The sequence below is a fragment of the Winogradskyella sediminis genome, from assembly GCF_003387355.1.
In the GTDB taxonomy this organism is placed as follows: domain Bacteria; phylum Bacteroidota; class Bacteroidia; order Flavobacteriales; family Flavobacteriaceae; genus Winogradskyella; species Winogradskyella sediminis.
Genome location: NZ_QUNH01000001.1, coordinates 569,007 through 594,149 on the forward strand (window position 1 = coordinate 569,007; position 25,143 = coordinate 594,149).

At 34.1% G+C, this 25,143-nt stretch carries 22 protein-coding genes; 14 read left to right on the top strand and 8 right to left on the bottom strand.

Annotated elements, in window-relative coordinates; translation table 11 throughout:
• The first annotated feature begins 204 nt into the window (after positions 1-204).
• The 10 genes from hemF to C8N41_RS02460 all read left to right on the top strand — a co-directional run bounded on the left by hemF (position 205) and on the right by C8N41_RS02460 (position 10,399).
• Complete coding sequence (gene hemF, locus C8N41_RS17105) at positions 205-1,107, top strand: oxygen-dependent coproporphyrinogen oxidase (protein WP_092447770.1); 903 nt, start codon at positions 205-207, stop codon at positions 1,105-1,107.
• Positions 1,108-1,224: 117 nt separating this feature from the next.
• Positions 1,225-1,611, top strand: coding sequence for a YchJ family protein (locus C8N41_RS02420; protein ID WP_115838088.1), 387 nt, complete (start codon positions 1,225-1,227; stop codon positions 1,609-1,611).
• A 397-nt stretch (positions 1,612-2,008) separates the two neighbouring features.
• Positions 2,009-3,001 carry a porphobilinogen synthase gene (gene hemB / locus C8N41_RS02425; RefSeq protein WP_115838089.1) on the top strand — a complete coding sequence of 331 codons (993 nt, stop codon included), beginning with the start codon at positions 2,009-2,011 and terminating at the stop codon, positions 2,999-3,001.
• Positions 3,002-3,387: 386 nt separating this feature from the next.
• Positions 3,388-4,083: an Ig-like domain-containing protein gene (locus C8N41_RS02430; protein WP_115838090.1), complete on the top strand. Its 696-nt coding sequence runs from the start codon at positions 3,388-3,390 to the stop codon at positions 4,081-4,083.
• 19 nt (positions 4,084-4,102) lie between these two features.
• A complete protein-coding gene (locus C8N41_RS02435; protein WP_092446056.1) occupies positions 4,103-4,969 on the top strand; it encodes a hypothetical protein in 867 nt (288 codons plus the stop codon).
• 90 nt (positions 4,970-5,059) lie between these two features.
• Entirely contained in the window at positions 5,060-6,178 is a 1,119-nt protein-coding gene (locus tag C8N41_RS02440; protein WP_092446054.1) for a CNNM domain-containing protein, read from the top strand.
• Between the two features lie 8 nt (positions 6,179-6,186).
• Positions 6,187-6,675 carry a methylated-DNA--[protein]-cysteine S-methyltransferase gene (locus C8N41_RS02445; protein WP_115838091.1) on the top strand — a complete coding sequence of 163 codons (489 nt, stop codon included), beginning with the start codon at positions 6,187-6,189 and terminating at the stop codon, positions 6,673-6,675.
• A gap of 97 nt (positions 6,676-6,772) precedes the next feature.
• Positions 6,773-7,912 carry a serine hydrolase domain-containing protein gene (locus C8N41_RS02450; protein WP_115838092.1) on the top strand — a complete coding sequence of 380 codons (1,140 nt, stop codon included), beginning with the start codon at positions 6,773-6,775 and terminating at the stop codon, positions 7,910-7,912.
• A gap of 58 nt (positions 7,913-7,970) precedes the next feature.
• Positions 7,971-8,684 (top strand): 3'-5' exonuclease, encoded by a 714-nt coding sequence (locus C8N41_RS02455; RefSeq protein WP_092446048.1) that lies wholly within the window; start codon positions 7,971-7,973, stop codon positions 8,682-8,684.
• 29 nt (positions 8,685-8,713) lie between these two features.
• Positions 8,714-10,399, top strand: a complete 1,686-nt coding sequence (locus C8N41_RS02460; protein WP_115838093.1) for an ABC transporter ATP-binding protein — start codon at positions 8,714-8,716, stop codon at positions 10,397-10,399.
• A gap of 366 nt (positions 10,400-10,765) precedes the next feature.
• Here C8N41_RS02460 and C8N41_RS02465 read toward each other — a convergent pair whose 3' ends face one another.
• From C8N41_RS02465 to trhO, 8 genes are all read right to left on the bottom strand, one after another.
• Positions 10,766-11,419, bottom strand: a complete 654-nt coding sequence (locus C8N41_RS02465) for a CoA transferase subunit B (RefSeq protein ID WP_092446044.1) — start codon at positions 11,417-11,419, stop codon at positions 10,766-10,768.
• Positions 11,420-11,421: 2 nt separating this feature from the next.
• Positions 11,422-12,123, bottom strand: coding sequence for a CoA transferase subunit A (locus C8N41_RS02470; RefSeq protein WP_092446042.1), 702 nt, complete (start codon positions 12,121-12,123; stop codon positions 11,422-11,424).
• Positions 12,124-12,215: 92 nt separating this feature from the next.
• A complete protein-coding gene (locus C8N41_RS02475) occupies positions 12,216-14,576 on the bottom strand; it encodes a penicillin-binding protein 1A (protein ID WP_115838094.1) in 2,361 nt (786 codons plus the stop codon).
• Between the two features lie 5 nt (positions 14,577-14,581).
• On the bottom strand, positions 14,582-15,085 hold the full coding sequence (locus C8N41_RS02480) for a gliding motility lipoprotein GldH (protein WP_092446038.1): 504 nt from the start codon (positions 15,083-15,085) through the stop codon (positions 14,582-14,584).
• Positions 15,069-16,286, bottom strand: coding sequence for a PSP1 domain-containing protein (locus C8N41_RS02485; protein WP_115838095.1), 1,218 nt, complete (start codon positions 16,284-16,286; stop codon positions 15,069-15,071). The genes C8N41_RS02480 and C8N41_RS02485 overlap by 17 nt, the downstream gene beginning before the upstream one ends.
• A gap of 159 nt (positions 16,287-16,445) precedes the next feature.
• Positions 16,446-16,676, bottom strand: coding sequence for a ferredoxin (locus C8N41_RS02490; protein WP_115838096.1), 231 nt, complete (start codon positions 16,674-16,676; stop codon positions 16,446-16,448).
• Positions 16,676-17,920: a peptidase U32 family protein gene (locus C8N41_RS02495; RefSeq protein ID WP_115838097.1), complete on the bottom strand. Its 1,245-nt coding sequence runs from the start codon at positions 17,918-17,920 to the stop codon at positions 16,676-16,678. Before C8N41_RS02495 ends, C8N41_RS02490 begins: the two co-directional genes overlap by 1 nt.
• 6 nt (positions 17,921-17,926) lie before the next feature.
• Complete coding sequence (gene trhO, locus C8N41_RS02500) at positions 17,927-19,000, bottom strand: oxygen-dependent tRNA uridine(34) hydroxylase TrhO (protein ID WP_092446030.1); 1,074 nt, start codon at positions 18,998-19,000, stop codon at positions 17,927-17,929.
• Between the two features lie 719 nt (positions 19,001-19,719).
• On the opposite strand from trhO, the gene C8N41_RS02505 reads away from it, so the two are divergent.
• The 4 genes from C8N41_RS02505 (at position 19,720) to C8N41_RS02520 (ending at position 25,128) form a co-directional block, all read left to right on the top strand.
• On the top strand, positions 19,720-22,041 hold the full coding sequence (locus tag C8N41_RS02505; protein WP_172837591.1) for a TonB-dependent receptor: 2,322 nt from the start codon (positions 19,720-19,722) through the stop codon (positions 22,039-22,041).
• 18 nt (positions 22,042-22,059) lie between these two features.
• Positions 22,060-23,361: a hypothetical protein gene (locus C8N41_RS02510; RefSeq protein WP_147298920.1), complete on the top strand. Its 1,302-nt coding sequence runs from the start codon at positions 22,060-22,062 to the stop codon at positions 23,359-23,361.
• Positions 23,362-23,568: 207 nt separating this feature from the next.
• On the top strand, positions 23,569-24,570 hold the full coding sequence (gene recA / locus C8N41_RS02515) for a recombinase RecA (protein WP_092446024.1): 1,002 nt from the start codon (positions 23,569-23,571) through the stop codon (positions 24,568-24,570).
• A gap of 108 nt (positions 24,571-24,678) precedes the next feature.
• Positions 24,679-25,128 carry a hypothetical protein gene (locus C8N41_RS02520; RefSeq protein ID WP_092446022.1) on the top strand — a complete coding sequence of 150 codons (450 nt, stop codon included), beginning with the start codon at positions 24,679-24,681 and terminating at the stop codon, positions 25,126-25,128.
• The last annotated feature ends 15 nt before the right edge of the window (positions 25,129-25,143 follow it).

Here is a 25,143-nt window from a genome sequence, read left to right on the forward strand (position 1 = left end):
ACGTTTTCTTCATTCCATTATTATATGAATGAAAATACACCTAAATATTTTTCATTAGATAAAACTTATAGCTTAAAGTTATTTGATAATATAAATAATCTAAAATATATGCATAATCAATTTAAGGATGAAGACCTACAAGGTTTCGAAAACCTCGCAGGTCATGAAACCAAAGAGCCTGAAGGTTTTAAACCAAATACAATTATCAAAGATAAATTCTTCAATTACATCCACCAATTACAAGACACTATCACTTCTAAACTAGAAGCAGTCGACGGTAAAGCCAAATTCCAAGAAGACCTTTGGGAACGCCCTGAAGGAGGAGGCGGAAGAACACGCGTTATAGAAAATGGTAATGTCTTTGAAAAAGGAGGTGTCAATATCTCTGGTGTTCACGGCAAATTACCAGATTCTATGCAAAAATACTTTGGAGTAGAAGATGCCGATTTTTTTGCTTGTGGACTAAGTTTAGTCTTGCATCCTACAAATCCGATGGTGCCAACTGTACATGCTAACTGGAGATACTTTGAAATGTATGATAAAGAAGGAAACATTGTAGACCAATGGTTTGGTGGTGGACAAGATTTAACGCCTTACTATTTGTTTGAAGATGATGCCAAACACTTCCATCAAACTTGCAAAACCGCTTGCGACAAGCATAACACAGAGTTTTACCCAAAATACAAAGCCCGTTGCGATGAATATTTTTATAATGCACACCGAAATGAAGGTCGTGGTTTAGGTGGTTTATTCTTTGATTATTGTAAAGCTACAGACGAGATGAGCATGCAAAACTGGTACGACTTTGTAACCGAAGTTGGCGACAGTTTCCTTGAAGCTTATGTGCCAATTGTTGAAAAACGAAAGCATTTAGAATACACCAAACCTCAGCGTGATTGGCAAGAAATTAGAAGAGGACGTTACGTAGAATTTAATCTCGTTCATGATAAAGGTACGTTATTCGGATTAAAAACCAACGGACGCATAGAAAGTATTTTGATGAGTTTACCTCCACATGTACAATGGGTTTACGACCATCATCCTGAAGCTGGAAGTGAGGAAGAAAAACTGATTAAAGTATTACAAAATCCTGTGGATTGGGTTTAAAGACTCAGACCTAGCTGGTTTTTTTAAACCTTGCAGGTCTATTTTGTAAAATTGAATATTATAACCAACTTAAATCCTGCAAGGTTTCAATAACCTTGTAGGTTTACTCTCTAAACAATGAACTGCTACTGCGGAAATGACAAAACTTACCAAAACTGCTGCGAAGTTTTCCATCTCAACAACGGGAAAACAGAAACAGTCGAACAACTCATGCGTTCTCGTTACAGTGCTTTTGTACTTGCCAATGGCGATTATCTTATGGCAACGCATCATCAATCGACACGACCAATAAAAGAGAAAAAAGCGATTGTAAAATGGGCAAAATCTGTACAATGGATTAAACTTGAAGTTTTAGAAACAACTAAAGGTTCTGAGAATGATACTGAAGGTACTGTGACTTTTAATGCCTATTTTTTTGAAAACGGAAAAGTAGATATCATTCACGAAAAATCAGCTTTTGTAAAAGAAGATAATCGTTGGTTTTATTTAGGATTGAGTGAATAGACATTAAAACTAAGACCTGACCTTGCAGGTTTTAAAAACCTAGCAGGTCTGCATGATAATCATAATATCACTTCCAAACCATAAGCTCTTTATTTACTTCTTTAAACGCATTACAAACATGAAACAATCGTGCTTTAAAAGCATTTTGTGATCTTCATCTTTACGTACAAAAAAACAGATTTTTCCTTTCTAGTTACTTTAAAACTTAGATCTGCTAGCTTCACCTTGGAAAAATAAATTCTAAATCATCTAGCGAATTGAAAACCCTAAAGTGGGTTTTATTGGTTAACTTTGTATGCTATAAAAACAATCATAATCCTCATACATTAAAACTTGAAAGGTTTTAGATACTGATTTAAATATAGTACAACACCTAATAGGTCTAAAAGATAAAAACATGTTTCCATTACGAAGAAATAGAAGACTAAGAACCAACGAAACCATTAGAAGTTTAATTAGAGAAACTAATATTACACCAAATGATTTTTTGGTTCCGCTTTTTGTAGTTGAAGGCAAAGGAGTAAAAGAAGAAATTGCATCTATGCCCAACTACTACCGTTACAGTCTAGATTTACTCAAAAACGAAGTAAAAACACTTTGGAGTTTAGGTTTAAAATCAGTTTTACTTTTTGTAAAAGTTCCTGATAACTTAAAAGATAATAAAGGCACAGAAGCCCTTAACCCAAATGGATTAATGCAACGTGCCATTAAAACAATAAAGGATACCTGTCCTGAAATGTTAATAATGACCGACGTGGCTTTAGACCCATATTCTTCTGTAGGTCATGATGGCATTGTAAAAAACGGGATGATTATTAACGATGAATCCGCTGAAGTTTTAGCAAAAATGGCATTAACACATGCACAAGCGGGAGCTGATTTTGTGGCTCCAAGTGACATGAATGACGGACGAACATTAAAAATTCGAGAATTATTAGAACAGGAAAGTTTTATAAACACTGGTATTATGGCCTATACTGCTAAATATGCTTCATCGTTCTACGGCCCTTTTAGAGATGCTTTAGACTCCGCACCAGTAGATATGACAGATGTTCCAAAAGATAAAAAAACCTATCAAATGGATTTTGGTAACAGAATAGAAGCGGTGAGAGAAACGTTGATAGATATTGAAGAAGGTGCCGATATTGTTATGGTAAAACCAGGACTTTCTTATCTCGATATCCTAAGAGAAATTAAAAACGAAGTTGATGTGCCAGTTGCAGTTTACCAAGTATCTGGTGAATATGCTATGATTAAAGCGGCTGCGGAAAAAGGTTGGCTTAATCACGATCAAATAATGTTAGAAACCACCATGGCATTTAAGCGTGCTGGTGCAGATATTATTGCTAGTTATTTTGCTAAGGATGTCGTTAAAATTATTAATGGTTAGATAAGCATTAAATTTTATATTAATTTGTCATTTTTAGCGTAGTCGAAAGGTTGCCAAGAATGTGGTGACATTGATTGGGTAAACCTCATCCATTTCTTTGTAGCATAAAGTTAACAGACACTTTATAATCTCTTCTTTCGTTATAATTCGGATTCAATCAATCAGGAATTTAACGTTATTTCTAAAACTGAGTTTTTTATTTAATATTTTTAGAACGAACCTCTAAAACACCATTAACCCAATGATTATCAACCACAAAAACCAACATTAAAGATTACATATTCCGTAAATACACAAAACAAATCCTGAAAAATAATTAAATATTTAACAGTTTTTTGTAAGTACTTCAAAATATTGTAGACCACCTCTTCATAAATCTTTTAGTTATGATTAGAAAGTGTACATATTTCTTAATGTCATTATTTATCTTATTCACAAGTTGTATTGGTGAAGATATTATTAATGATTTTGTAGAACCTGAATTAAGAATTATTAATCCTATTAGTTCTTTACCTGTTCCTGAAACCTATCAATTTAATGCAACTTATTTTAATACCATTGGCATTGAAGAAGAAACTACCATAACATGGAACAGTTCTAACACTAGTAGTGCTACAATTAATACTTCTGGCTTATTGACTGCAGTTGCTGAGGGCACAACAACAATATCTGCAAGTGTTCAAAATAACGATGTATCATTAATAGAAAGTTTTACGGTAACTATCTCTGAGGATGGCACAGTAATTATTGAAGAACCCGTAATTAAATCGGGAACAATTGTAACGACTAGTAGCTATTTATTAACAGGAACTTTTACAATAGAAGCACAAGATAACTCAAACGATTTACTAATTTCAGTAAACAGTGATTATGAAGCTACAACAAGTTTACCAGGCTTGTATTTGTACTTAACTAATAACCCCAATTCTATTTCTGGTGCGTATAGCGTAGGACCTGTTAGTGTTTTTAATGGTGCTCACAGTTACGTTATTCCTGGTACCAATATTAACGATTACACGTATTTACTTTATTGGTGTCAACCATTTGGAGTAAAAGTAGGAACAGGCGAAATATTAGATTAATTCATTTTAGACAATTACAATGACTATAAAAAAATCAGTTGCTACATTAGCAATCATAATTCTAGGTTTTCAATTTTCTTTCTCTCAATGGACAAAAGATAAAGGTAAAGGGTATTATAAGGTTTCGGCATGGTATTTAGAATCTGACGAACATTACACAGATACTGGAGATAAAGATCCTAATGCCACAAGAACAAATTTTAATTTTAATTTTTACGGGCAATATGGCCTGACTAAAAAATGGGATTTAATTGCATACATTCCCTTTTTTGCTAGAACAACTCAAAACGATGCTGTTTCTGGAACAACAGGACAAGTTTTAACCGAAGGTGAAGCTATAAATTCTATTGGAGATATAGATTTAGGTGTCAATTACGGCATTTTTCATAAAAATTCTTGGGCTTTATCTGCCTCGTTAAAATTAGGATTACCAACTGGAAAAAGTGAAGGCGGTTCTGATGGTAGTTTTCAAACAGGTGATGGAGAATTTAATCAATTATTACAGCTTAACTTAGGGAAATCATTTAAGTTGTACAAGCAATCTTTTTATGGAAAATTGTATTTCGGTTTTAATAATAGAACCAATGATTTTTCAGATCAATTAACCACGGGATTAGAGTTAGGTACACAGTTAATTAAGGATAAATTTTGGTTGATAGGAAGATTAAATACTGTTCAATCTTTACACAACGGAAGTTTAAATGCTCAAAATTCACAAGGAAGCATATTTGCTAACAACATTGAATATGTTGGCTTAGGCGGAGAAGTTTCGTATTACTTAACAAAAAAATTAGGCTTCTCATTTAATTATGCTTCACTTTTAAGTGGAAAAATTATTGCGGCAAACCCATCATACAGTATAGGAGTATTTTTAGATATGAAGTAATTTATTGTCGATTATTGGAAGCTAAATAAAATATATCTACAATTCAACATTCATTTTGTAACTTAGCCATATCTAAATTTTTATTTATTAATGGGCTTACTCATTTTTTACGCTGTCATTTCCATCTTTTTTTCATTCCTATGTTCTATACTAGAAGCTGTACTTTTAAGTATTACACCAACTTTTATTAATATAAAAAAGAAAGAAGGCAAAGCTTATGCCGTTGAATTAGAAGAATTAAAAAAGGATGTCGATCGTCCTTTAATTGCCATTCTTACATTAAACACCATTGCACACACCGTTGGAGCCATATTAGTTGGTGTTCAAGCTAAAGTTGCTTATGCCGAACTTTATGGTTCTACTGAAAGATCGGTATTAGGTATTCCATTTACAGAAGATTTAATGGTAGGAATCGTATCTACGATTATGACCATTCTTATATTAGTAGCTTCTGAAATTATCCCTAAAACAGTTGGTGCTACTTTTTGGAGACAATTAGCAAACTTCACATCAAAAGCACTTAATATCTTAATCTTTCCGCTAAAATATACTGGCATATTGTGGATCCTTCAGCTAACCACAAAGTTAATTGGAGGCAAAGGACACGGTAGTGTTTTAAATAGGGAAAGCTTTGCCGCTATGGCCGAAATTGCCCAAGAAGAAGGTGTCTTTGAAGAAAATGAAAGTAAGGTCATTAAAAACCTACTAAATTTTAAGGAAGTACACGCTAAAGATGTGATGACACCTCGAACTGTAATGAAGACTGAAAATGAAAACATGACGGTTGAAGCATTTTTTACAGCCAATTCTAATGTTAGATTTTCAAGAATCCCTGTATACACAGAAGATGCCGACAATATCACTGGTATCGTTTTAAAGGCTGAAGTTTTTAAAGAAATGGCATTGGGTAACGGATCTAAATTATTAGCTGATATAAAAAGAAGCATTATAATTGTAAATCGTAGCTTGCCTATCCCTACCTTATTTGAGCAACTTGTAGAAAGCAGAAATCACTTAGCTTTAGTTGTTGACGAATACGGATCTGTAAGTGGTTTAGTAACTATGGAGGATGTTATTGAAACACTTCTAGGATTAGAAATTATGGATGAAAGTGATAACGTCTCCGATTTACAACTGTTAGCACGACGAAGTTGGGAGACTAGAGCAAAACGATTAGGCATTATAGATAACGACCCTCCTGAAAATTAACCGTAGTATTGCAACAGCCACGTCTACAAACCTGCTATATTGAAACTCCGTTAGGACATGCCAAAATTAGCGGCAACGAAGACGGCATCGTTTCTATTTCAATTATAGATACGCTTGAAGACCTAACAAATCCCATACCTGAACCCTTACTTGACGGCGTAACGCAACTCAAAGAATACTTTTATGGAAACCATAGCGTTTTTAATTTAAAACTGAATCCTAAAGGCACTATATTTCAAAAAAAAGTATGGAATGCTCTAGCGAACATACCGTTTGGTAAAACCATTTCATATTTACAATTATCAAAACAACTGGGTGATACAAAAGCCATAAGAGCTGTTGCAAGTGCAAATGGCAAAAATCCATTGTGGATCATTATACCTTGCCATAGAGTCATAGGAAGTGATGGCAGTCTTACTGGCTATGCAGGTGGATTATACAGAAAACAATGGTTACTTAATCATGAAAGTGAACACAAGCAACAATCCTTATTTTAGTCAGGTTTTTACTATATTTAACGTTCAACGGTACCCTATAAATCAACATATATTATAAACAGTTTTAAATACTGAAAAAAATCTAAATATTTTCTACATGAAATTCATCAAAAACATATTTAAATGGCTCGTAGGCATCCTTGTTATACTCGTTATTGCGTCATATATTTTCGATTATGATTACATTCTAAAAGGTATACGTGTCGTGTATTTTACAGGTCATTCTACAGCATTTATTGATGATTATCCTTATTTTGAAAATGATACCATTAAGAAAGGTCCCACAACAGATACATGGCCATTACACAAAAAGTACAACTCCAAAGATGCTACAGACCGATTACAAGTGTTAAATGAAAAGTATGGGACAATCGCTTATTTAATTATAAAAAATGATAGTATTTTTTATGAAAAATACGCAGAAGATTACAGTAAAGATTCTAAAACTAATTCATTTTCAATGGCTAAAAGTATCACCTCAGCTCTACTTGGTAAAGCAATTATGGATGGTTATATAAAAAACTTAGACCAACCAATTAGTGATTTTTTTCCAGAATTTGAAGGCACAAAAACAACCGTTGGAGACCTATCTTCCATGTCGTCTGGCTTAGACTGGGTTGAGTCGTATACAAGTCCGTTTTCTATTACCGCTAGAGCCAATTACGATGATGATTTAGCCGCAACCATTTTAAATTTAAAAGTAGTTAAAACACCAGGCAAAGAGTTTGAATACTTAAGTGGAAGCACGCAACTTCTGGGTATGGTGATTAAAAAAGCGACAAAAAAACCATTGGCAGATTATCTTTCTGAAAGCTTTTGGAAACCATTAGGCGCACAGAGTGACGCCTTGTGGCAATTAGACGATGACGAAAATAAATTGGCTAAAGCCTTTTGTTGTATCTCTAGTAATGCACGTGATTTTGCTCGTTTTGGAAAGTTATATAAAGACCACGGAAAATGGAATGGCAAACAAATTTTAGACTCTACTTTTGTTGCAAAATCAACGCAATCTAGATTTAAAGGAGAACCTTATGGTTATGGATTTTGGGTGAGCAACTATAATAATAAACACACTTTTGCAATGATCGGGATTTTAGGACAATATGTTATTACGATCCCTGAAGATAACATTATCATCGTTAGATTAGGACATCATAGAAGTCCTGAAAAAGTTAATTTTTTCCCTTCGGATTTTTATGTTTATATTGATGAGGCTTATGCAATGCTCAAAAAATAATCTTATTAAAATCTCTTAGACTATTTAAATCTTTTTGAGATATAGAAAATTAATAACTATGATTTCAAAACTCAACTTAGAACATATTCTTTTTTTGGATATCGAAACGGTTCCGGAAACAGAACACTTTTCCGATTTAGACGAGACCAAACAAGGCCTTTGGGAAGCTAAATCGAGATACCAACGTAAAGATGAGTATACTGCAGAAGCTTTTTACGACAGAGCAGGCATTTGGGCAGAATTCGGAAAAATAGTTTGCATTTCTGTTGGGTATTTTAAAATGGAAGGCGAATCTCGAACCTTTAGAGTAACCTCATTTTTTGGAGACGAGATCAAAATTCTAAAAGACTTTAAAAATTTATTAATTTCTCATTTTAGCTCTAACAAACACTTATTGTGTGCGCATAACGGTAAGGAATTCGATTTTCCTTACATCGCAAGACGTATGATCATTCACAATATAGAATTGCCTTATAAGTTAAACCTATTTGGCAAAAAACCTTGGGAAGTACCACACTTAGACACTCTAGAACTATGGAAATTTGGGGATTATAAAACGTACACTTCATTAAAATTATTAACCAACGTTTTAGGCATTCCTTCTCCTAAAGATGATATTGACGGCAGCGAAGTTTATCGTGTGTATTATAAAGAAAAAGAAATAGACCGTATTATAGTCTATTGTGAAAAAGACACTATTGCTGTAGCTCAAATTTTCCTTCGATTGCGCGGAGACGAATTGCTTCATGATAATGAAATAAAGCATGTGTAATTTAGCGCATTAGATTGAAAACTTTAATTATGGCAAACTTACTTAGTGTAAATCAACTGCATATTTCCTTCTATAAGGATAAGCTTGAAAAGCAAATCATAAATAACATTTCGTATCAAATTGAAACGAACGAAATTGTGGCTGTGGTGGGCGAGTCTGGATCTGGTAAATCTATTTCTTCTTTGGCTTTAATGGGTTTATTACCTAAACAGATTTCAAAAATTACGTCGGGTTCTATTCTATTTGAAGATAAAAATCTCGTTGAACTTTCCGAAAAAGAATTCGAAGCGATTAGAGGAAACGACATTGCTATGATTTTTCAAGAACCAATGAGTTCTTTAAATCCGTCCATGCGTTGTGGTAAGCAAGTTGAAGAAATCTTACAACAACACTTCAAACTATCGACTTCGGAAATAAAATCTGAAGTATTACATCTATTTGAAAAAGTAAAATTACCAAATCCAAAGCGTATTTATAAAGCTTATCCGCATGAGATTTCTGGTGGCCAAAAGCAACGTGTTATGATTGCAATGGCAATAGCTTGCAAACCTAAATTGCTGATTGCAGATGAACCAACAACAGCACTAGATGTAACCGTTCAGAAAGAGATCTTAGAATTACTGAAAACCATTCAGACTGAAACAAAAATGAGTGTATTGTTTATCTCACATGATTTGTCTTTGGTTTCAGAATTAGCGGATCGGGTTTTAGTGATGTATCGCGGTGAAATTGTCGAACAAGGCAACACAGATACGATATTCAATCACCCAGAACATAATTATACAAAAGCATTGATTGGCGCACGACCATCAACCGAATTCAGATTAAAACAATTACCAACGATTTCAGATTTTATGACTGATAACGTTAACAAAACTATTGTTACTGATACTGAAAGAGCTGAACATCATAAAAACTTATATACGCAAGACGCTTTATTAGAAGTGATTGATGTGGGAAAAACCTATTTCTCAAAAACGGGATGGTTTTCTAAAGACCAAGAATTTAAGGCTGTAGATGGCGTGAGTTTTAAGGTCTTCCCTGGCGAAACTTTAGGCTTGGTTGGAGAATCTGGCTGTGGTAAATCAACGCTTGGTAATGCTATTTTACAATTAGATAAAGCTACATCTGGCCATATTCTATATAAGGGAAAAGATATTACTAAGTTAAGACGTTCGGAAATGCGAGAGATACGCAAAGATATTCAGATTATTTTTCAGGATCCTTTTGCTTCATTAAATCCACGTTTAACAGTGGGAAATGCTATTATTGAACCTATGATTGTTCATAATATTGGTAGTTCTAATACTGCACGAAAAGAAAAAGTAATAACTATTTTAGAAAAAGTAGGTTTAGATGCTTCAGCTTATAACCGTTACCCACATGAGTTTTCGGGAGGTCAACGCCAACGTATCGGTATTGCAAGAACAATTGCTTTAGAACCGCAACTTATTGTTTGTGACGAGTCTGTTTCGGCCTTAGACATTTCTGTGCAAGCCCAAGTATTAAATTTACTTAATGATTTAAAATCTCAATTTGGATTCACCTACATATTTATTTCTCACGATTTAGCCGTAGTAAAATATATGGCTGATCAATTATTAGTAATGAATCGCGGAAAAATTGAAGAAATTGGAGAAGCAGATCTTATCTATGCATCTCCAAAACAAGCTTACACAAAAAAGCTTATTCATGCTATTCCAAAAGGACTATAGCATGAATACTCTTTTGGCTAATTTAAAAACATTTGAGACTAACTCCAAAGTGCTTTCTAATCCTGAAAATCCGTGATCTTCATTTAAAGTAGGTTCTGGTAGATTTGATTTAGTTTTCATAAGCTGTAATTTATGGTAGATTTAGGGCAAAAAGGTAAATTTCGGTTTATGTTATAAAAATCAGGTTAACAAATTAGTTTCATTTGTATGCTGCAATATGACATATATTTTTGATCTAATCAGCTTAAATACATTATAAATCGATGAAATGCGTTTATTTTTAACATTTCACAGATAATATGAAGAATTTCCGTACAAAAAAAGCCGTTTTTTTATAACGGCTCTTACTTAATGTTTTTCAAGTCTTTACAATTTCATCTCAGGAATATCTCCTTCAACAATCAGCTCCCCTTCAGTAGCATCTTTTATCGCTTCTACTGAAACTCCGGGAGCTCGTTCCAAAAGTTTAAACCCTTTTGGTGTCACCTCTATAACCGCCATGTTTGTTACAATTTTCTTTACACAACCCACACCAGTTAAAGGTAATGAGCAGGTTTTTAACAACTTAGACGCTCCCGCTCTATTGGTATGCATCATAGCAACGATAATATTCTCTGCACTGGCGACTAGATCCATTGCTCCACCCATTCCTTTTACCATTTTTCCAGGAATTTTCCAGTTTGCTATATCACCATTTTCTGACACTTCCATAGCTCCAAGTATCGTTAAATCAACATGTTGCCCTCTAATCATCCCAAAACTCATAGCAGAATCAAAAAATGAAGCTCCTGGTAATGTTGTTATGGTTTGTTTTCCGGCGTTGATGATATCTGCATCTTCTTCACCTTCAAAAGGAAATGGCCCCATTCCCAAAACACCATTTTCACTTTGAAACTCTACTTCTATATCATCTCTTACATAATTAGCCACCAGAGTCGGTATACCAATCCCTAAGTTGACGTAATATCCATCTTGCACTTCTTTGGCAATTCGTTTTGCTATTCCGTTTTTATCTAACATAATTATGCTTTTTGTCTTACTGTTAGTTGCTCTATTCTTTTCTCGTACTTTTCGCCTTCAAAAATACGTTGCACAAATATGCCCGGCACATGAATCTGATTTGGATCTAACGCACCCACAGGCACTAACTCTTCAACCTCAGCCACTGTTATTTTTGCAGCACCACACATTACCGGATTAAAGTTTCTTGCCGTTCCTTTAAAAATTAAATTTCCGGCAGTATCACCTTTCCAAGCTTTAACAAAAGCAAAATCAGCTTTAAAAGCATGTTCTAAGACATACATTTTACCATTAAACTCTCGGGTTTCTTTGCCTTCGGCAACTTCGGTTCCGTAGCCAGCAGGTGTATATATTGCAGGAAAACCAGCCTGAGCGGCTCTACATCGTTCTGCCAATGTACCTTGTGGTATTAATTCTACGTCTAACTCTCCTGAGAGCATCTGACGTTCAAATTCATCATTTTCACCGACGTAAGACGATACCATCTTTTTAATCTGCTTTTGATGTAACAGTAAACCTAAACCAAAATCATCGACTCCTGCATTATTAGAGATACAGGTCAGTCCTTTTACATTACGTTTTACTAGGTGAGCTATTGCATTTTCTGGGATTCCAGATAAACCAAAACCACCAAACATAAAGGTCATATTATCACTGACACCCTCTAAGGCTTCAGTAATATTAGCCACTTTTTTATTAATCATATTTAGAAATATTTTGCTTTTGAAAAATACAAAACTATGTCCAAATCTTATAATTAATAATCATAAAATAAGGGTGTGATTATTGGTAGTTTCTAGAAATCAAATTCAATATTTTCGTTAGAATCAGCTTCATCAGTTATATCACCTTCATCTTTAGCGGTGCAATCTATATCGATGGTTAAATCTATAGGTTTCTCAAATTCTTCTTGAGACACATTTAAGGTTTCATCAGCATAGCACGCTTTCATATACAATCCCCAAATTGGCAAAGCCATAGAAGCTCCTTGTCCGTAAGTAATTGATTTAAAATGCGCTGCTCTATCTTCTGCTCCAACCCAAACACCAGTAACTAGGTTGGGTACCATACCCATAAACCAGCCGTCACTTTGATTTTGCGTTGTTCCTGTTTTTCCTGCAATTGGATTAGAAAGTTCATAAGGATAACCCGTCATTACTTCCTTATACATCGCCGATTTTTTTAACCATTCTGAATTATGTCTTAATCGTGCTCCAGAACCAGCTCTGGTTACTCCTTCCATTAAGTTTACAGTAACATAAGCCACTTCTTCACTTAAAACATCTTTACTTTCAGGTACAAATTGATATAGAATGGTTCCATTTTTGTCCTCAATGCGCGTTACCATTACAGGTTTATTATAAACACCTTTATTAGCAAAGGTGGCATATGCTGCAACCATTTCATAAACGCTTATATCTGCGGTTCCTAATGCAATCGCTGGAACTGGCAAAATATCTGAAGTTACACCTAATTTCTTTGCCATTTCCACAACAGGTTGTGGACCTACCTCATTCATTAAACGAGCAGTAATGGTATTTGTAGAACTGGCCAAAGCATCTTTTAAGGACTGCTCTCCTGAATAGTTACCATCAGAGTTTTTAGTGGTCCAAGGTTCTGGATTTCCAAACTTATTAGCCTCAATAGTAATTGGTGTTCTTGGAAAAACATCACAAGGCGATAATTGTAATTGGTCGATTGCTGTAGCATATACAAAAGGCTTAAAAGTAGAACCGACTTGCCTTTTACCTTGCTTTACCATATCGTACTGAAAATGCCTGTAATTCATCCCTCCGACCCATGCTTTAACATGACCCGTATGAGGATCCATAGACATCATACCAGGACGTAAAAAAGACTTATAGTAGCGCATGGAATCGATAGGTTTCATAATCGTATCAACCTCACCTGCTTCTCCATCTATCCATTTAAAAACTTTCATGTCAGTTGGCTCATAAAATGATGCCTCTATCTCTTTATCCGACTTCCCTAGGTTTTTCATAATTCTCCAACGCTCACCGCGTCTCATACCATCTTTCAATAACTTATCTATTTCTAATGTGCTAAGATCTAGAAATGGTGCTGTTTTATTTCGTTCTGGAGTATTTTGATTATCAAATTCAGCTTGTAATCTTGGCATATGCTTTCCTACAGCATCCTCCGCATATTGTTGCATTCGAGAATCTATTGTGGTATAGATTTTAAGTCCATCTGTATACAAATCGTATTTATCACCATTGGGTTTTCTATTGCTGTCATCTTTAGCCCATTCTTTCATAAACCCTCTAAGATATTCTCTAAAATATGTTGCAATTCCTTCTCTATGAGATTCTGGTGAATAGTTTAAATCTAGTTCCGTTTGTTGAAGCGAATCCCTGACAGCTTCAGTAATATAACCGTATTTAGCCATTTGATCTAATACGACATTACGCCTATTTCTAACACCAACTGGATTTTTATGCGGTCTTGGGTTATATAATGAAGAGTTTTTAAACATGCCTACAAGCATAGCAGACTCTTTTGTTTCTAGGTCCCTTGGTTCCTTACCAAAATAAATACGTGATGCAGAACGAATACCATCTCCATTGTTACCAAAATCGTAAATGTTAAAATACATGGCAATAATTTCTTCTTTGGTATACTGGCGTTCTAAACGAATAGCTAAAACCCATTCTTGTATTTTTTGAATTATGGCATTTGTAGTGCTCTCCTTATCTCTAAAACCAATAAATAATTGCCTTGCGAGCTGCTGTGATATGGTACTTGCACCTCCTTTTCTTCCGAGATAAACAAAAGCTCTCAATGTTCCTCTACCATCAATACCTGAATGATCAAAATGTCTCACATCCTCAGTTGCAATCAATGCATCTACAAGATTTTTTGGCAAATCCTCGTAACCGATTGGGGTTCTATTGTCATCAAAATAAAACTTCCCTAAGGTTTCTCCATCTGAAGAAATAATTTCTGAAGCTAAATTAGTTTCAGGGTTTGCCAATCTCGAAGGATCTGGCATTTCACCTAAAGCTCCCCATGACGCTAATAAAAATATAAATACGACGGCTAAGATGCCTCCTAAAAACACGATCCAAAACCATCGTACATATTTTGAAAAATCTAAAGTATCCGTTTTAGATTTCGTTGTTTTCTTTTTTGCCATGTCTACTATTTTTGAGCTTGTTCTACTCTAAAACCAATTTCAGTTATGCCTTGTAATTTCTCTACACCATTAACAACACCATTTTTTCGCATAGCATGCTGAATATTAACAGTATAATCACCTTCTTCTTTAAAAACAAATGGATCTTTAAACCCTTTATACCAGAGTTTGTTCTCTTTTAAATCTGAAAAACCAGTACCTAAAAGTTCACCGTTTGGTGCTGCCATTTTATATTCTAAAGTATCCTTTACTACTTTTCCGTTTGGATAGTTCATCTCTACAATAAGAAATAAATTACTGAATTTATAAGCATTAGTATTTCTTAGATTAACATATAAATTGTACTTTTTTAAAGTATCTGGTGCTTTAAAATTAAAAGTTGCAATGGAATCTTTATGCCATTCGCTAGGCACAGATTTATACGTATCAAAGACAGCATTAGCATCACAGTTGGTGAATAAGACGCAACTAATAACTACAAAAAATAACCCATTAATTTTTCTTAGCATTTGGCTTTGACTTTGACTTTACATTAGAATTTTGATTGCGCTTACGATTTCGAGTTTTATTCTTATTTCTGTTATTTCTATTGTTTTTACGTTTCTTATTTGATTTTGGATTATCAAAACGCGTTAAACTATCTTGACCTACAACGTTCTCAAACTCGTTTTTAGTGTCTTCAATATGCTCTACCGCATACATTTCTAGACTAGCTACCTTCTCTTTTTTCTTATTTTTACTAATAATTTCATTGGCTTGCTCTGTAGTGATAATGTGCCAATTCATCCATTCACCTTCATAAGCATACCACATTAGACCTTTAAAAATATCTGTTTTCTGACATACGGCATTTCCTTTTTCAGTATACAATTTAGTATCTGATTTTGGAAACGCTTTTAAAGCGTCTAAATAAGAATCTAGTTCATAATTAAGACAGCATTTTAATTTTCCACACTGACCTGCAAGCTTTAAGGGATTTAAAGAGAGTTGCTGGTATCGTGCTGCCGAAGTACTCACGGATCTAAAGTCTGTTAGCCACGTAGAGCAACAGAGCTCTCTACCACAAGAACCAATGCCTCCCAGCCTAGCAGCTTCTTGTCTAAATCCTACTTGCTTCATTTCGATTCGTGTTCTAAACTCGCGAGCAAAAACTTTAATTAACTCTCTAAAGTCTACACGTTCTTCTGCAGTATAGTAAAATGTTGCTTTACTGCCATCGCCCTGAAATTCAATATCTGAAATTTTCATTTTCAGATTTAAATCTATAGCAAATTGGCGTGCTTTCACCTTCATTGGCTCTTCTTTATCTCTAGAAGCGGACCAAATATCAATATCTTTTTGTGAAGCTTTTCGGTATATTTTTAAAACATTCTCGGTATCATCTAGTCTTACTTTTTTGCGTTTCATTTGTATTCTAACTAATTCGCCAGTAAGGGTAACCATACCTATGTCGTGACCAGACTTTGCCTGTGTTGCCACTATATCTCCAATGCTTAATGTAAGGTTTTCTGTGTTTTTATAATAATGTTTTCTGCCGTTTTTAAAACGCACCTCAACACCAATAAAGGGTTGTTGTCCGTTTGGAAGCGACATATTAGCTAACCAGTCAAAAACGGTAAGTTTATTGCAGCTATCTGTACCGCAAGTACCATTGTTTTTGCATCCTTTTGGTTGGCTATCATTTCCAGTTGTGCAACTGTTACAAGCCATAAAAATTTTATATATTAATCTAGATCATTTAAGCCTAGATGGAGGATTCGTAAATAATTAATGAGTAAAGATAAGATTATTTCCTGAGTTAGCTAAAATCTGATTTGATATTACCAATATCCTAATTTCTAAAACCCTTGTAAAACCGTATACTTACAGTTAACTTAGCTTTACCGATATGATGTTTACCGGACAAGCCTTTGAAGCATTTTCGCAAGCTTCTAAAATCTCATAATCATTAGATTTTAAAGTAAAAAAACCTTTGTTTTCCTTGGTATTTAACAGCACAGTTTTACCATCTTTTTTTGACATCTGAAATTGACCTGGAGCCATTTCTACACAATAATTACAACCAATGCATTTATGACGCTGTAACGTTACAATAACCATTAGGCTTCAACTTTATTTTCAACAATTTTATAGAGCTTATCTGACGCTCTAATTCTAAAGTCTAAAGGCAATGTTACCAAATCTCCTTTAGTTCCTTTGTCGGTTTTTGTACCATTAACCATCATTTCTGTAACTTGTATTTCTTTAGCACCAGTTGTAGAACCCGTAACTAAGATGGTATCGCCCACTGTGATATCAAAGGCTTCAATTTTAAATTCTCCTATTTTAGCTTTAGGGTAAAAATGAGTGCCTTTTCCTAAGTACACTTTCTTTTGCACTGCATGAGAACCAGATCCTGTACTCCACTCACCTAATTTTTGACCCAGATAATAACCACTCCAAAACCCTCTATTGTAAACTTTTTCTAAATCTTGCATCCAAGCAATGACTTTATCTTTACTATAAGTTTCATTTTTAACGCTATCTATAGCATCGCGATAGCATTTAATGACTTTAGCAACATATTCTGGCGCTCTCCCTCGTCCTTCAATTTTTAATACTTTAATCCCAGCATCAGCAATTTCATTTAAAAAATCTATAGTACACAGATCTTTTGGAGACATAATATATTCGTTATCAAGCTCTATTTCAAAACCAGAATCTTGATCAATTACGGTATATTTTTTTCTGCAATTTTGTTTACATGCACCTCTATTTGCCGAAGAATTATGAGCATGCAGACTTAAATAACATTTACCAGAAACAGCCATACAAAGCGCACCATGTCCAAATATTTCAATTTCTACTAATCGACCAGAGGGTCCTTTTATTTGCTCCTTTTCAATTTGCTCTGTAATGTGCTTCACCTGCCGCAAACTCAATTCTCTACTTAAGACCATTGTATCTGCAAACAGGGCATAAAACTTTACAGTTTCTATATTGGTGATATTAATTTGGGTTGAGATGTGCACTTCCATGCCGTGCTCTCTGGCGACATTAATTACCGACTGATCCATTGCAATTACAGCCGTAACACCTACTTCTTTTGCTTTTTTGATTAAGGTTTTTACAATAGATAAGTCGTGATCGTAAATTATGGTGTTTAAGGTAAGGTAACTTCTAACATTTTTGGCTTTACAACGCGTTACAATATCTTTTAAATCGTTTAAAGTAAAATTCATGGAAGCTCTCGCTCTCATATTGAGCTGTTCCACACCAAAATATACAGAATCAGCACCATTACCTAAAGCAGCCTGCAAGGATTCAAAATTTCCCGCTGGTGCCATTAATTCAATATTTTGCATCGAAATTTAGATTTTATCCGTTTTTAAAGTCTCAAAAATATTTCTTAAGTCTTTTTTATAGGGTAAGTGATCTGCACGTCCTTTTTTGAAGATATCATTACTATTGCCTTGTCCTTTTCTTAAGGCTTTTTGTTCTTCGTATGGTAATCTATTTATTTCCATGCAATTTGTAGAACAACAGTTTTCCATCTTTTCTTTACATGAATCGCATTGAATAAATAATAAATGACAAGCTTCATTTGCACAGTTGGTATGTAAATCTGCGGGCTCACCACATTGGTGACAATTGGCTATAACATCATCTGAAATACGCTCAGATCTACGCTCGTCGAAAACAAAGTTTTTGCCTAAAAATTTATTCTCTAAACCTTCTGCTTCAATTTGCCTTACGTAATTAATGATACCGCCTTCGAGCTGAAATACATTTTTAAAACCTTTGTGTTTATAATAAGCACTGGCTTTTTCACAACGAATACCACCTGTACAATACATTACAAGTTTCTTATCTTCTTTATGTTCTCTTAAATCTTCTTCAATTAAATCTAAAGATTCACGGAAGGTATCAACATCTGGAGTTACTGCATTTTTAAAATGTCCGATTTCACTTTCATAGTGGTTTCTCATATCGACCAAAACAGTGTTTGGATCTTCGATTAGCTCATTAAATTTTTTGGCATTGACATGGACACCTTTATTAGTCACATCAAATGTCTCGTCATTTAATCCATCTGCTACAATTTTTTTACGGACTTTAACCTTTAATTTTAAAAAGGCAAAATTATTATGCTCAATCGCAATATTTAATCGCACATTTTCTAAAAACGAAATGGTATCGAGATGATTTTTAAAAGCTTCAAAATTTTCGGCTGGGACCGAAAGCTGTGCATTAATACCTTCTGTTGCCACGTAGATTCTTCCTAAGACCTCTAATTGGTCCCAAGCTAAAAACAGGTGGTTTCTAAAAATTTCGGTATTGTTAATTTTGGCGTACTTGTAGAAAGAGATGGTTAAGCGTTCTTTTCCCGCTTGTTCAATAAGTTCTGCTCTCTCTTTTGCACTTAAGTTATTGTACAGTTGCATGCTATACTAATTTTTAAGGTTAAAGAATTAAATAAATAATAAGCTGCAAAGGTATTGTTTTTAATGAAAAGGCTTCAAAATAGGCACAAAAAAAAGCACATTGATAAATCAAAGTGCTTTTAGATTAACTTACTAACTTAAAACTTAACTTAAAAAGTTAATCTTCATCGGCTTCACAATTACTGAGGCAAAACAAACGGTAACTGAAACACCAAATATTATAATATCCCTATTAAATAGAAGACATCCTAGTTTTAACTAAAACATTTAGAAAAAATTGGCTACTCAACTCTAAAATGAACTTCAGAGTTGATAGTAGTGTTTTTCATAGCAATTTTTTCCTTTTTCATTTAGTAGATGTAGAAAGTGTAAAATGGTTGCGTCATAAAATTGAAAAAAAAAAAAAAATTAGACTTTAAACCGACGGTAGCATAACGCAAATAATCAACTCATTATAAATGTAATACACCACTAAAACTATATTCTATTTTTCTTATAACAATTAAGATCATTTATAAGGTTTTGCAATCGTATTGGAGGTTTTTTAATGCCTTAAAAAAATAATGCACTAAAAAACATTATTTTTATTTGGAATGAATAAAAATAGAGATATTTTTGTCAAAAATTTATACGTGTTTCAAATCAAAATATTTTCTGTTTTTTTGTTAGTCTTCTGTAGTTTTTCAGCTTTTAGTCAGAATGGGAATTTTTATGGAAAGGTGAAATACAATTCAAATGAACCCGCTGTCTCTACCTTTATTGTTTTAAAAGGAAAAGCGCTCACTAAAGAAACTAATAGCAATATAAATGGCGCGTTTAATTTTAAAGATATTCCTTACGGCACGTATACAATCGCTTTTTATGCTTTAAATGATACGCCTAAAACGGTGACCGTTGTATTGAATGAAAAAAATAAAGAAGTTAATGTAACTCTAGAAGTCGCAGCATTAGACGAAGTATTTGTAAAGTCTAAAACAGTACAACAAAAAATAGAAGATAAAGGTTTTGCTGTAAATGTTATTGAAACCAAACAAGCTGCTGTTCAATCTATACAAGTAAATGAGTTATTAGATCAATCTGCTGGTGTTAGAGTGCGACAGTCGGGAGGTCTTGGATCTCATGCACATTATAACCTTAATGGAATGACCGGAAACTCTGTAAAAATTTTCATCGATGGAGTGCCTATTAGAAATTTTGGACCTTCCTTCTCTTTAAATAGCATTCCACCTTCACTTATAAAACGTATTGAAGTTTACAAAGGAGTTGTACCACCTCATTTATCTGATGATGCTATGGGTGGAGCCATCAACATTGTGCTCAACGGAATTACTAAAAATGAATTAAAAGCGTCTGTTTCTGCAGGATCTTTTGGCACCTATAGAACCGATATAAATGGTGGCTACAGAAATAACAAAAATGGGTTTACAGCTCGAGGCTCTGCTTTTGTAAATTATGCCGACAACGATTATGAGGTTTGGGGAGACCAAGTAGCAGTAGCCCTCTCTGCAGGCACACCAGATGTGTACATACGTGCTAAACGTTTTCATGATCGTTATAGATCGCAAGGAGGAAAAGCAGAATTTGGTTATACCAATGTCTCTTGGGCAGATAAACTACTAGCAGGAGTATTACTCTCTAATATGGATCAGCAAATTCAAACAGGTGCCACCATGGAAATCGTTTATGGTAACCGGTTTACCGAGCAAAACACCAAAATGTATAGCTTAGAATACGCTAAAAAGGAAGTGCTAAAGCATATAGATGTAAGCGCCTTTGCTTCGTACTCTCGTCTCAACAGAAAAACGATAGACACTATTGCTACACAATACAGTTGGCTAGGTCATCCTACAAGTTACTATAATGATCCGGATGTTTGGGCCACTGGTGCTGAGGCTGGTGACCCTACACTTCAAAAAGATATAGATGAAACGATAAATGTACGAACTAATGTTGCGTATCATATTAATGATTATAACACCATTCAAATTAATCATCTACTTAATACGTTTACAAGAGATTCTGATGACCCTATGCTTCCAGCTGCAGAAAATGCCTTAAGAGAGGAGCGTGAATATTTAAAATCAATTTTAACGTTGTCCTTTGAAAATAAAGCTTTTGATGAAAAATTAAGAACTTCTGTTTTTGGAAAATCGTACTATATGGATAGAACATCTAAGCTACGTACCCGAAGTTCTAACACTTCTACATCTACCATATTTATTGAAGAAAACAACATTAGTTCTAATGACTTCGGTTTTGGTGGTTCAATTTCGTATTCCTTTTCACCTAAGATCACCGTATTTGGTTCTGCAGAAAAAGCCATTAGACTACCAGAAGCTAATGAAGTTTTTGGTAATGTAGCAGCAAATTTAAATGCCTCCATTAACCTAAAACCAGAACACAGTAATAATTACAATTTAGGATTTACTTACGATGATATTCAATTTAAACAACACAACTTTGGTGTCACAGCAAATGTATTTATAAGAGATACGGAAGATTTAATTATGCAGTTTCCGACAGGTAGCACCGAAGAATTTTTTGAAAACTCTAACGTTGGAAAAATTTATACCGAAGGTGTAGATTTTACACTAAATTATAACTTTAAAGAACGTTTATTCTTTAGCGCGAATACCTCATTTTTTAATGCGAGAGACTACAATGTAACTTATGATGTAGATGGTAACCCTATAACACCAACTTACGAAAGGTTAGCCAATACACCATATTTTACAATGAACTATAATCTAAAATATAATACGCAAAATTTTATTCAAAAAGGATCGCGTTTATCTACTTATACAAACTTATTGTATGTACACGAGTTTTTTAGACATAGTAGTGTACTGGGTGGTTCTGGTAAAATAGTAATTCCGTCTCAAGTTTCATTTGACGCTGGTTTTGCTTACACATTTCCTAAAAATAAAGTCTCTTTAAGTTTTGATGTTAAAAACATTCTTAACAACCAATTATTCGACAATTATGCCCTTCAAAAACCTGGAAGAGGATTTTATGGCAAACTAACGTTTTCAATTTTATAAATCAATTAATTTAATATTATGAATTTTAAATATTTATCTCGATTCGCTTGTTTATCAGCTTTATCATTAATGACATTTTCTTGTAGTGAGGATGATTCTCCGTCTTCGGAGCCATCAAATTCTTCGGATTACAGACCTTATCATTTAGTAATTGGGTCTAGTCCAACAGGTGAATCTGAAACCTATATACAAGGAACAACAGTAGAAGAACTTAATGATCCTAATAAAACGTATACCTTTAATGGTTATGGCAGAGAAGTTCCGTCTACGCGTACGGCACGTTTATATACTTCTAATGATGGAGAAACGGTTTACAATTTAAACTATGGCGGTGGTGATATTGCCAAATATGATTATATCAGCGGACAAAACTACGACTTACTTTTAACAACCGATATTCAAGCTGTTATGGGAACGTTATATCCTCGTTGGACAAAAATTGATGATAACTATGCCATGCTGCACAATGTAACTACAGAGCATATTTATGAAGATCCAGACGATGAAAATTCTCCATACCTAAGAACGGATGCTACAGTAACATTAGCACGAGTAGACTTAAATACAATGACTGTTTTAGAAAACAGATCTTTTCAATTTCCTTATGACGAAGACAATTCTGAAGAAGGTATTCATACCTTCCGTATAGATGCTCCTGTCATTGCTAATGGCAAACTTTATTATGGTGCAGCAAAGAGATTCTATGATGCCTTAACAGGTGAAAATGGCACAATGGTTTACGATAATATTGAAACCCTTGTTGTAGATTACCCATCTTTAGAAAATGAAACTACAATTGTATCTACAATAGCACAAGGATCAACAAATGGCTATAGAACACCAGTAGCTCATATAGATGAGAATGGAGACACCTACCAAATGGTTACTAATGGATCTGCAACTATTATGAAAATCAGCAACGGTGTTTACGATACAAGTTATAATAAATTCGACATTGGCTCACTATTAGGTTATAATGCAGAAGCTAACACAGGATGGTTTTACGTAGGAAATGGTATTGGATACGTTCCTGTTTTAAATACCGATTTGGGTGATAATTCTAGTTCTAACTGGAAAGTTATACGTATAGATGTATATAACAAAACAGCAGTAGAAATGAATATTCCAATCGATCTATGGTTACGTCAATACCAATGGGCTAGCGTTATTGATGGCAAATTATATATGGCTTTAGCGTCTTTAGGCGGTGTTGGTAATGTTTACATTTTTGATCCAAGCTCTACAAGTGCAGATGGTTACACTACTGGTGCGGTATTGCAAACAGGTACAACAGATGCATCATACATTGGATTGTTTTAAAACAACTTAACCGAATTATAAATAAAACCAGAGCAACGATTTGTTCTGGTTTTTTTATACCTTATATGCATAAACAAAAATAAATCGATGTGTATTATTTTTAAAAACATTACTTCCGTTTGTAGTAATTTGAAACTAGAAATGTTATTAATTAAAATAAGTGGTATTTTTGAATAATATTTTAAAAAATCTTAGAAAACAGAACATATGAGTAATGAAAAAGATGCAAAGTTAAAAGCGTTAAAATTAACTTTAGACAAGTTAGATAAAGCTTACGGTAAAGGGACAGTAATGAAAATGAGCGATCAAGCTGTTGTAGATGTAGATGCTATTTCTTCTGGCTCATTAGGATTAGATATTGCATTAGGCGTTGGTGGCTATCCAAGAGGACGTGTTATCGAAATATATGGACCAGAATCTTCGGGAAAAACAACTTTAACACTTCACGCTATTGCTGAAGCTCAAAAAGCAGGAGGTATTGCTGCATTTATTGATGCTGAGCATGCTTTTGATCGTTTCTATGCAGAAAAGTTAAATGTAGATATCGATAATTTAATTATATCTCAACCAGATAATGGTGAACAAGCTTTAGAGATTGCAGATAACTTAATTAGATCTGGAGCTATCGATATTGTTGTTGTCGATTCTGTTGCTGCCTTAACACCTAAAAGTGAAATTGAAGGTGAGATGGGAGACTCTAAAATGGGCTTACATGCACGTTTAATGTCTCAGGCGCTTAGAAAATTAACAGCTTCTATCAGCAAAACAAATTGTACGGTAATCTTCATTAACCAATTACGTGAAAAAATTGGAGTTATGTTTGGTAACCCAGAAACAACAACTGGTGGTAATGCCTTAAAATTTTACGCTTCTGTACGTTTAGACATAAGACGTTCTACACAAATAAAAGATAGCGATAGCAACGTTATGGGTAATAAAACCAGAGTTAAAGTGGTAAAAAACAAAGTTGCACCTCCATTTAGGTTGGCAGAATTTGACATTATGTATGGAGCAGGTATATCTAAAGTCGGTGAAGTTTTAGACTTAGCCGTAGAACATGATATCGTTAAAAAAGCCGGATCGTGGTTTAGCTATGGAGACACTAAACTTGGTCAAGGTAGAGATGCTGTAAAGATGATTATTAAAGATAATCCTGATCTTATGGACGAACTAGAAGAGAAAGTAAGAACACTCATTAAAGAGTCCTAAACCTTATTCTTAAAAAAAATCCTGAATCAAAATCAGGATTTTTTTGCTTTTAGACGCAACCCTTTTAGGTTTTCTACATCTACAAGGTGAAATTGATTATTTTTAATTATGAAAAAATATGCCCTTTTAGTCTTTGCTTTTATCACAGTGCTTACGTCCTGTAGCCCTGATGATGGGACTGATAATAATTATTTAGGCACAATAACTTTGCCTATAGAAAGTGTTGAAATGCCAGAATCTTTTGTTAATGGAGAAACGTATGAAATTTTAATCACTTATAACAGACCTTCTAATTGTTATCAATTCTATAATTTTTTCTACGACATCAATGAGAACGAACGTACTGTTGCTGTAATTAATACCGTATATTCAGGTACAGACTGTATTGAAGAAACTGAATCTGTAACTGTGAGTTTAAATTTTATTGTAACTAGTACAGAAACTTATTTGTTTAAATTTTTTCAAGGACATGATGAAAACGGGGAAGAGCAATATTATTTAGTTGAAGTTCCTGTGCTTAATGAACGTCCGGTTTCTGAATATGCAATAAACGACTAATTATTAATTAATCCC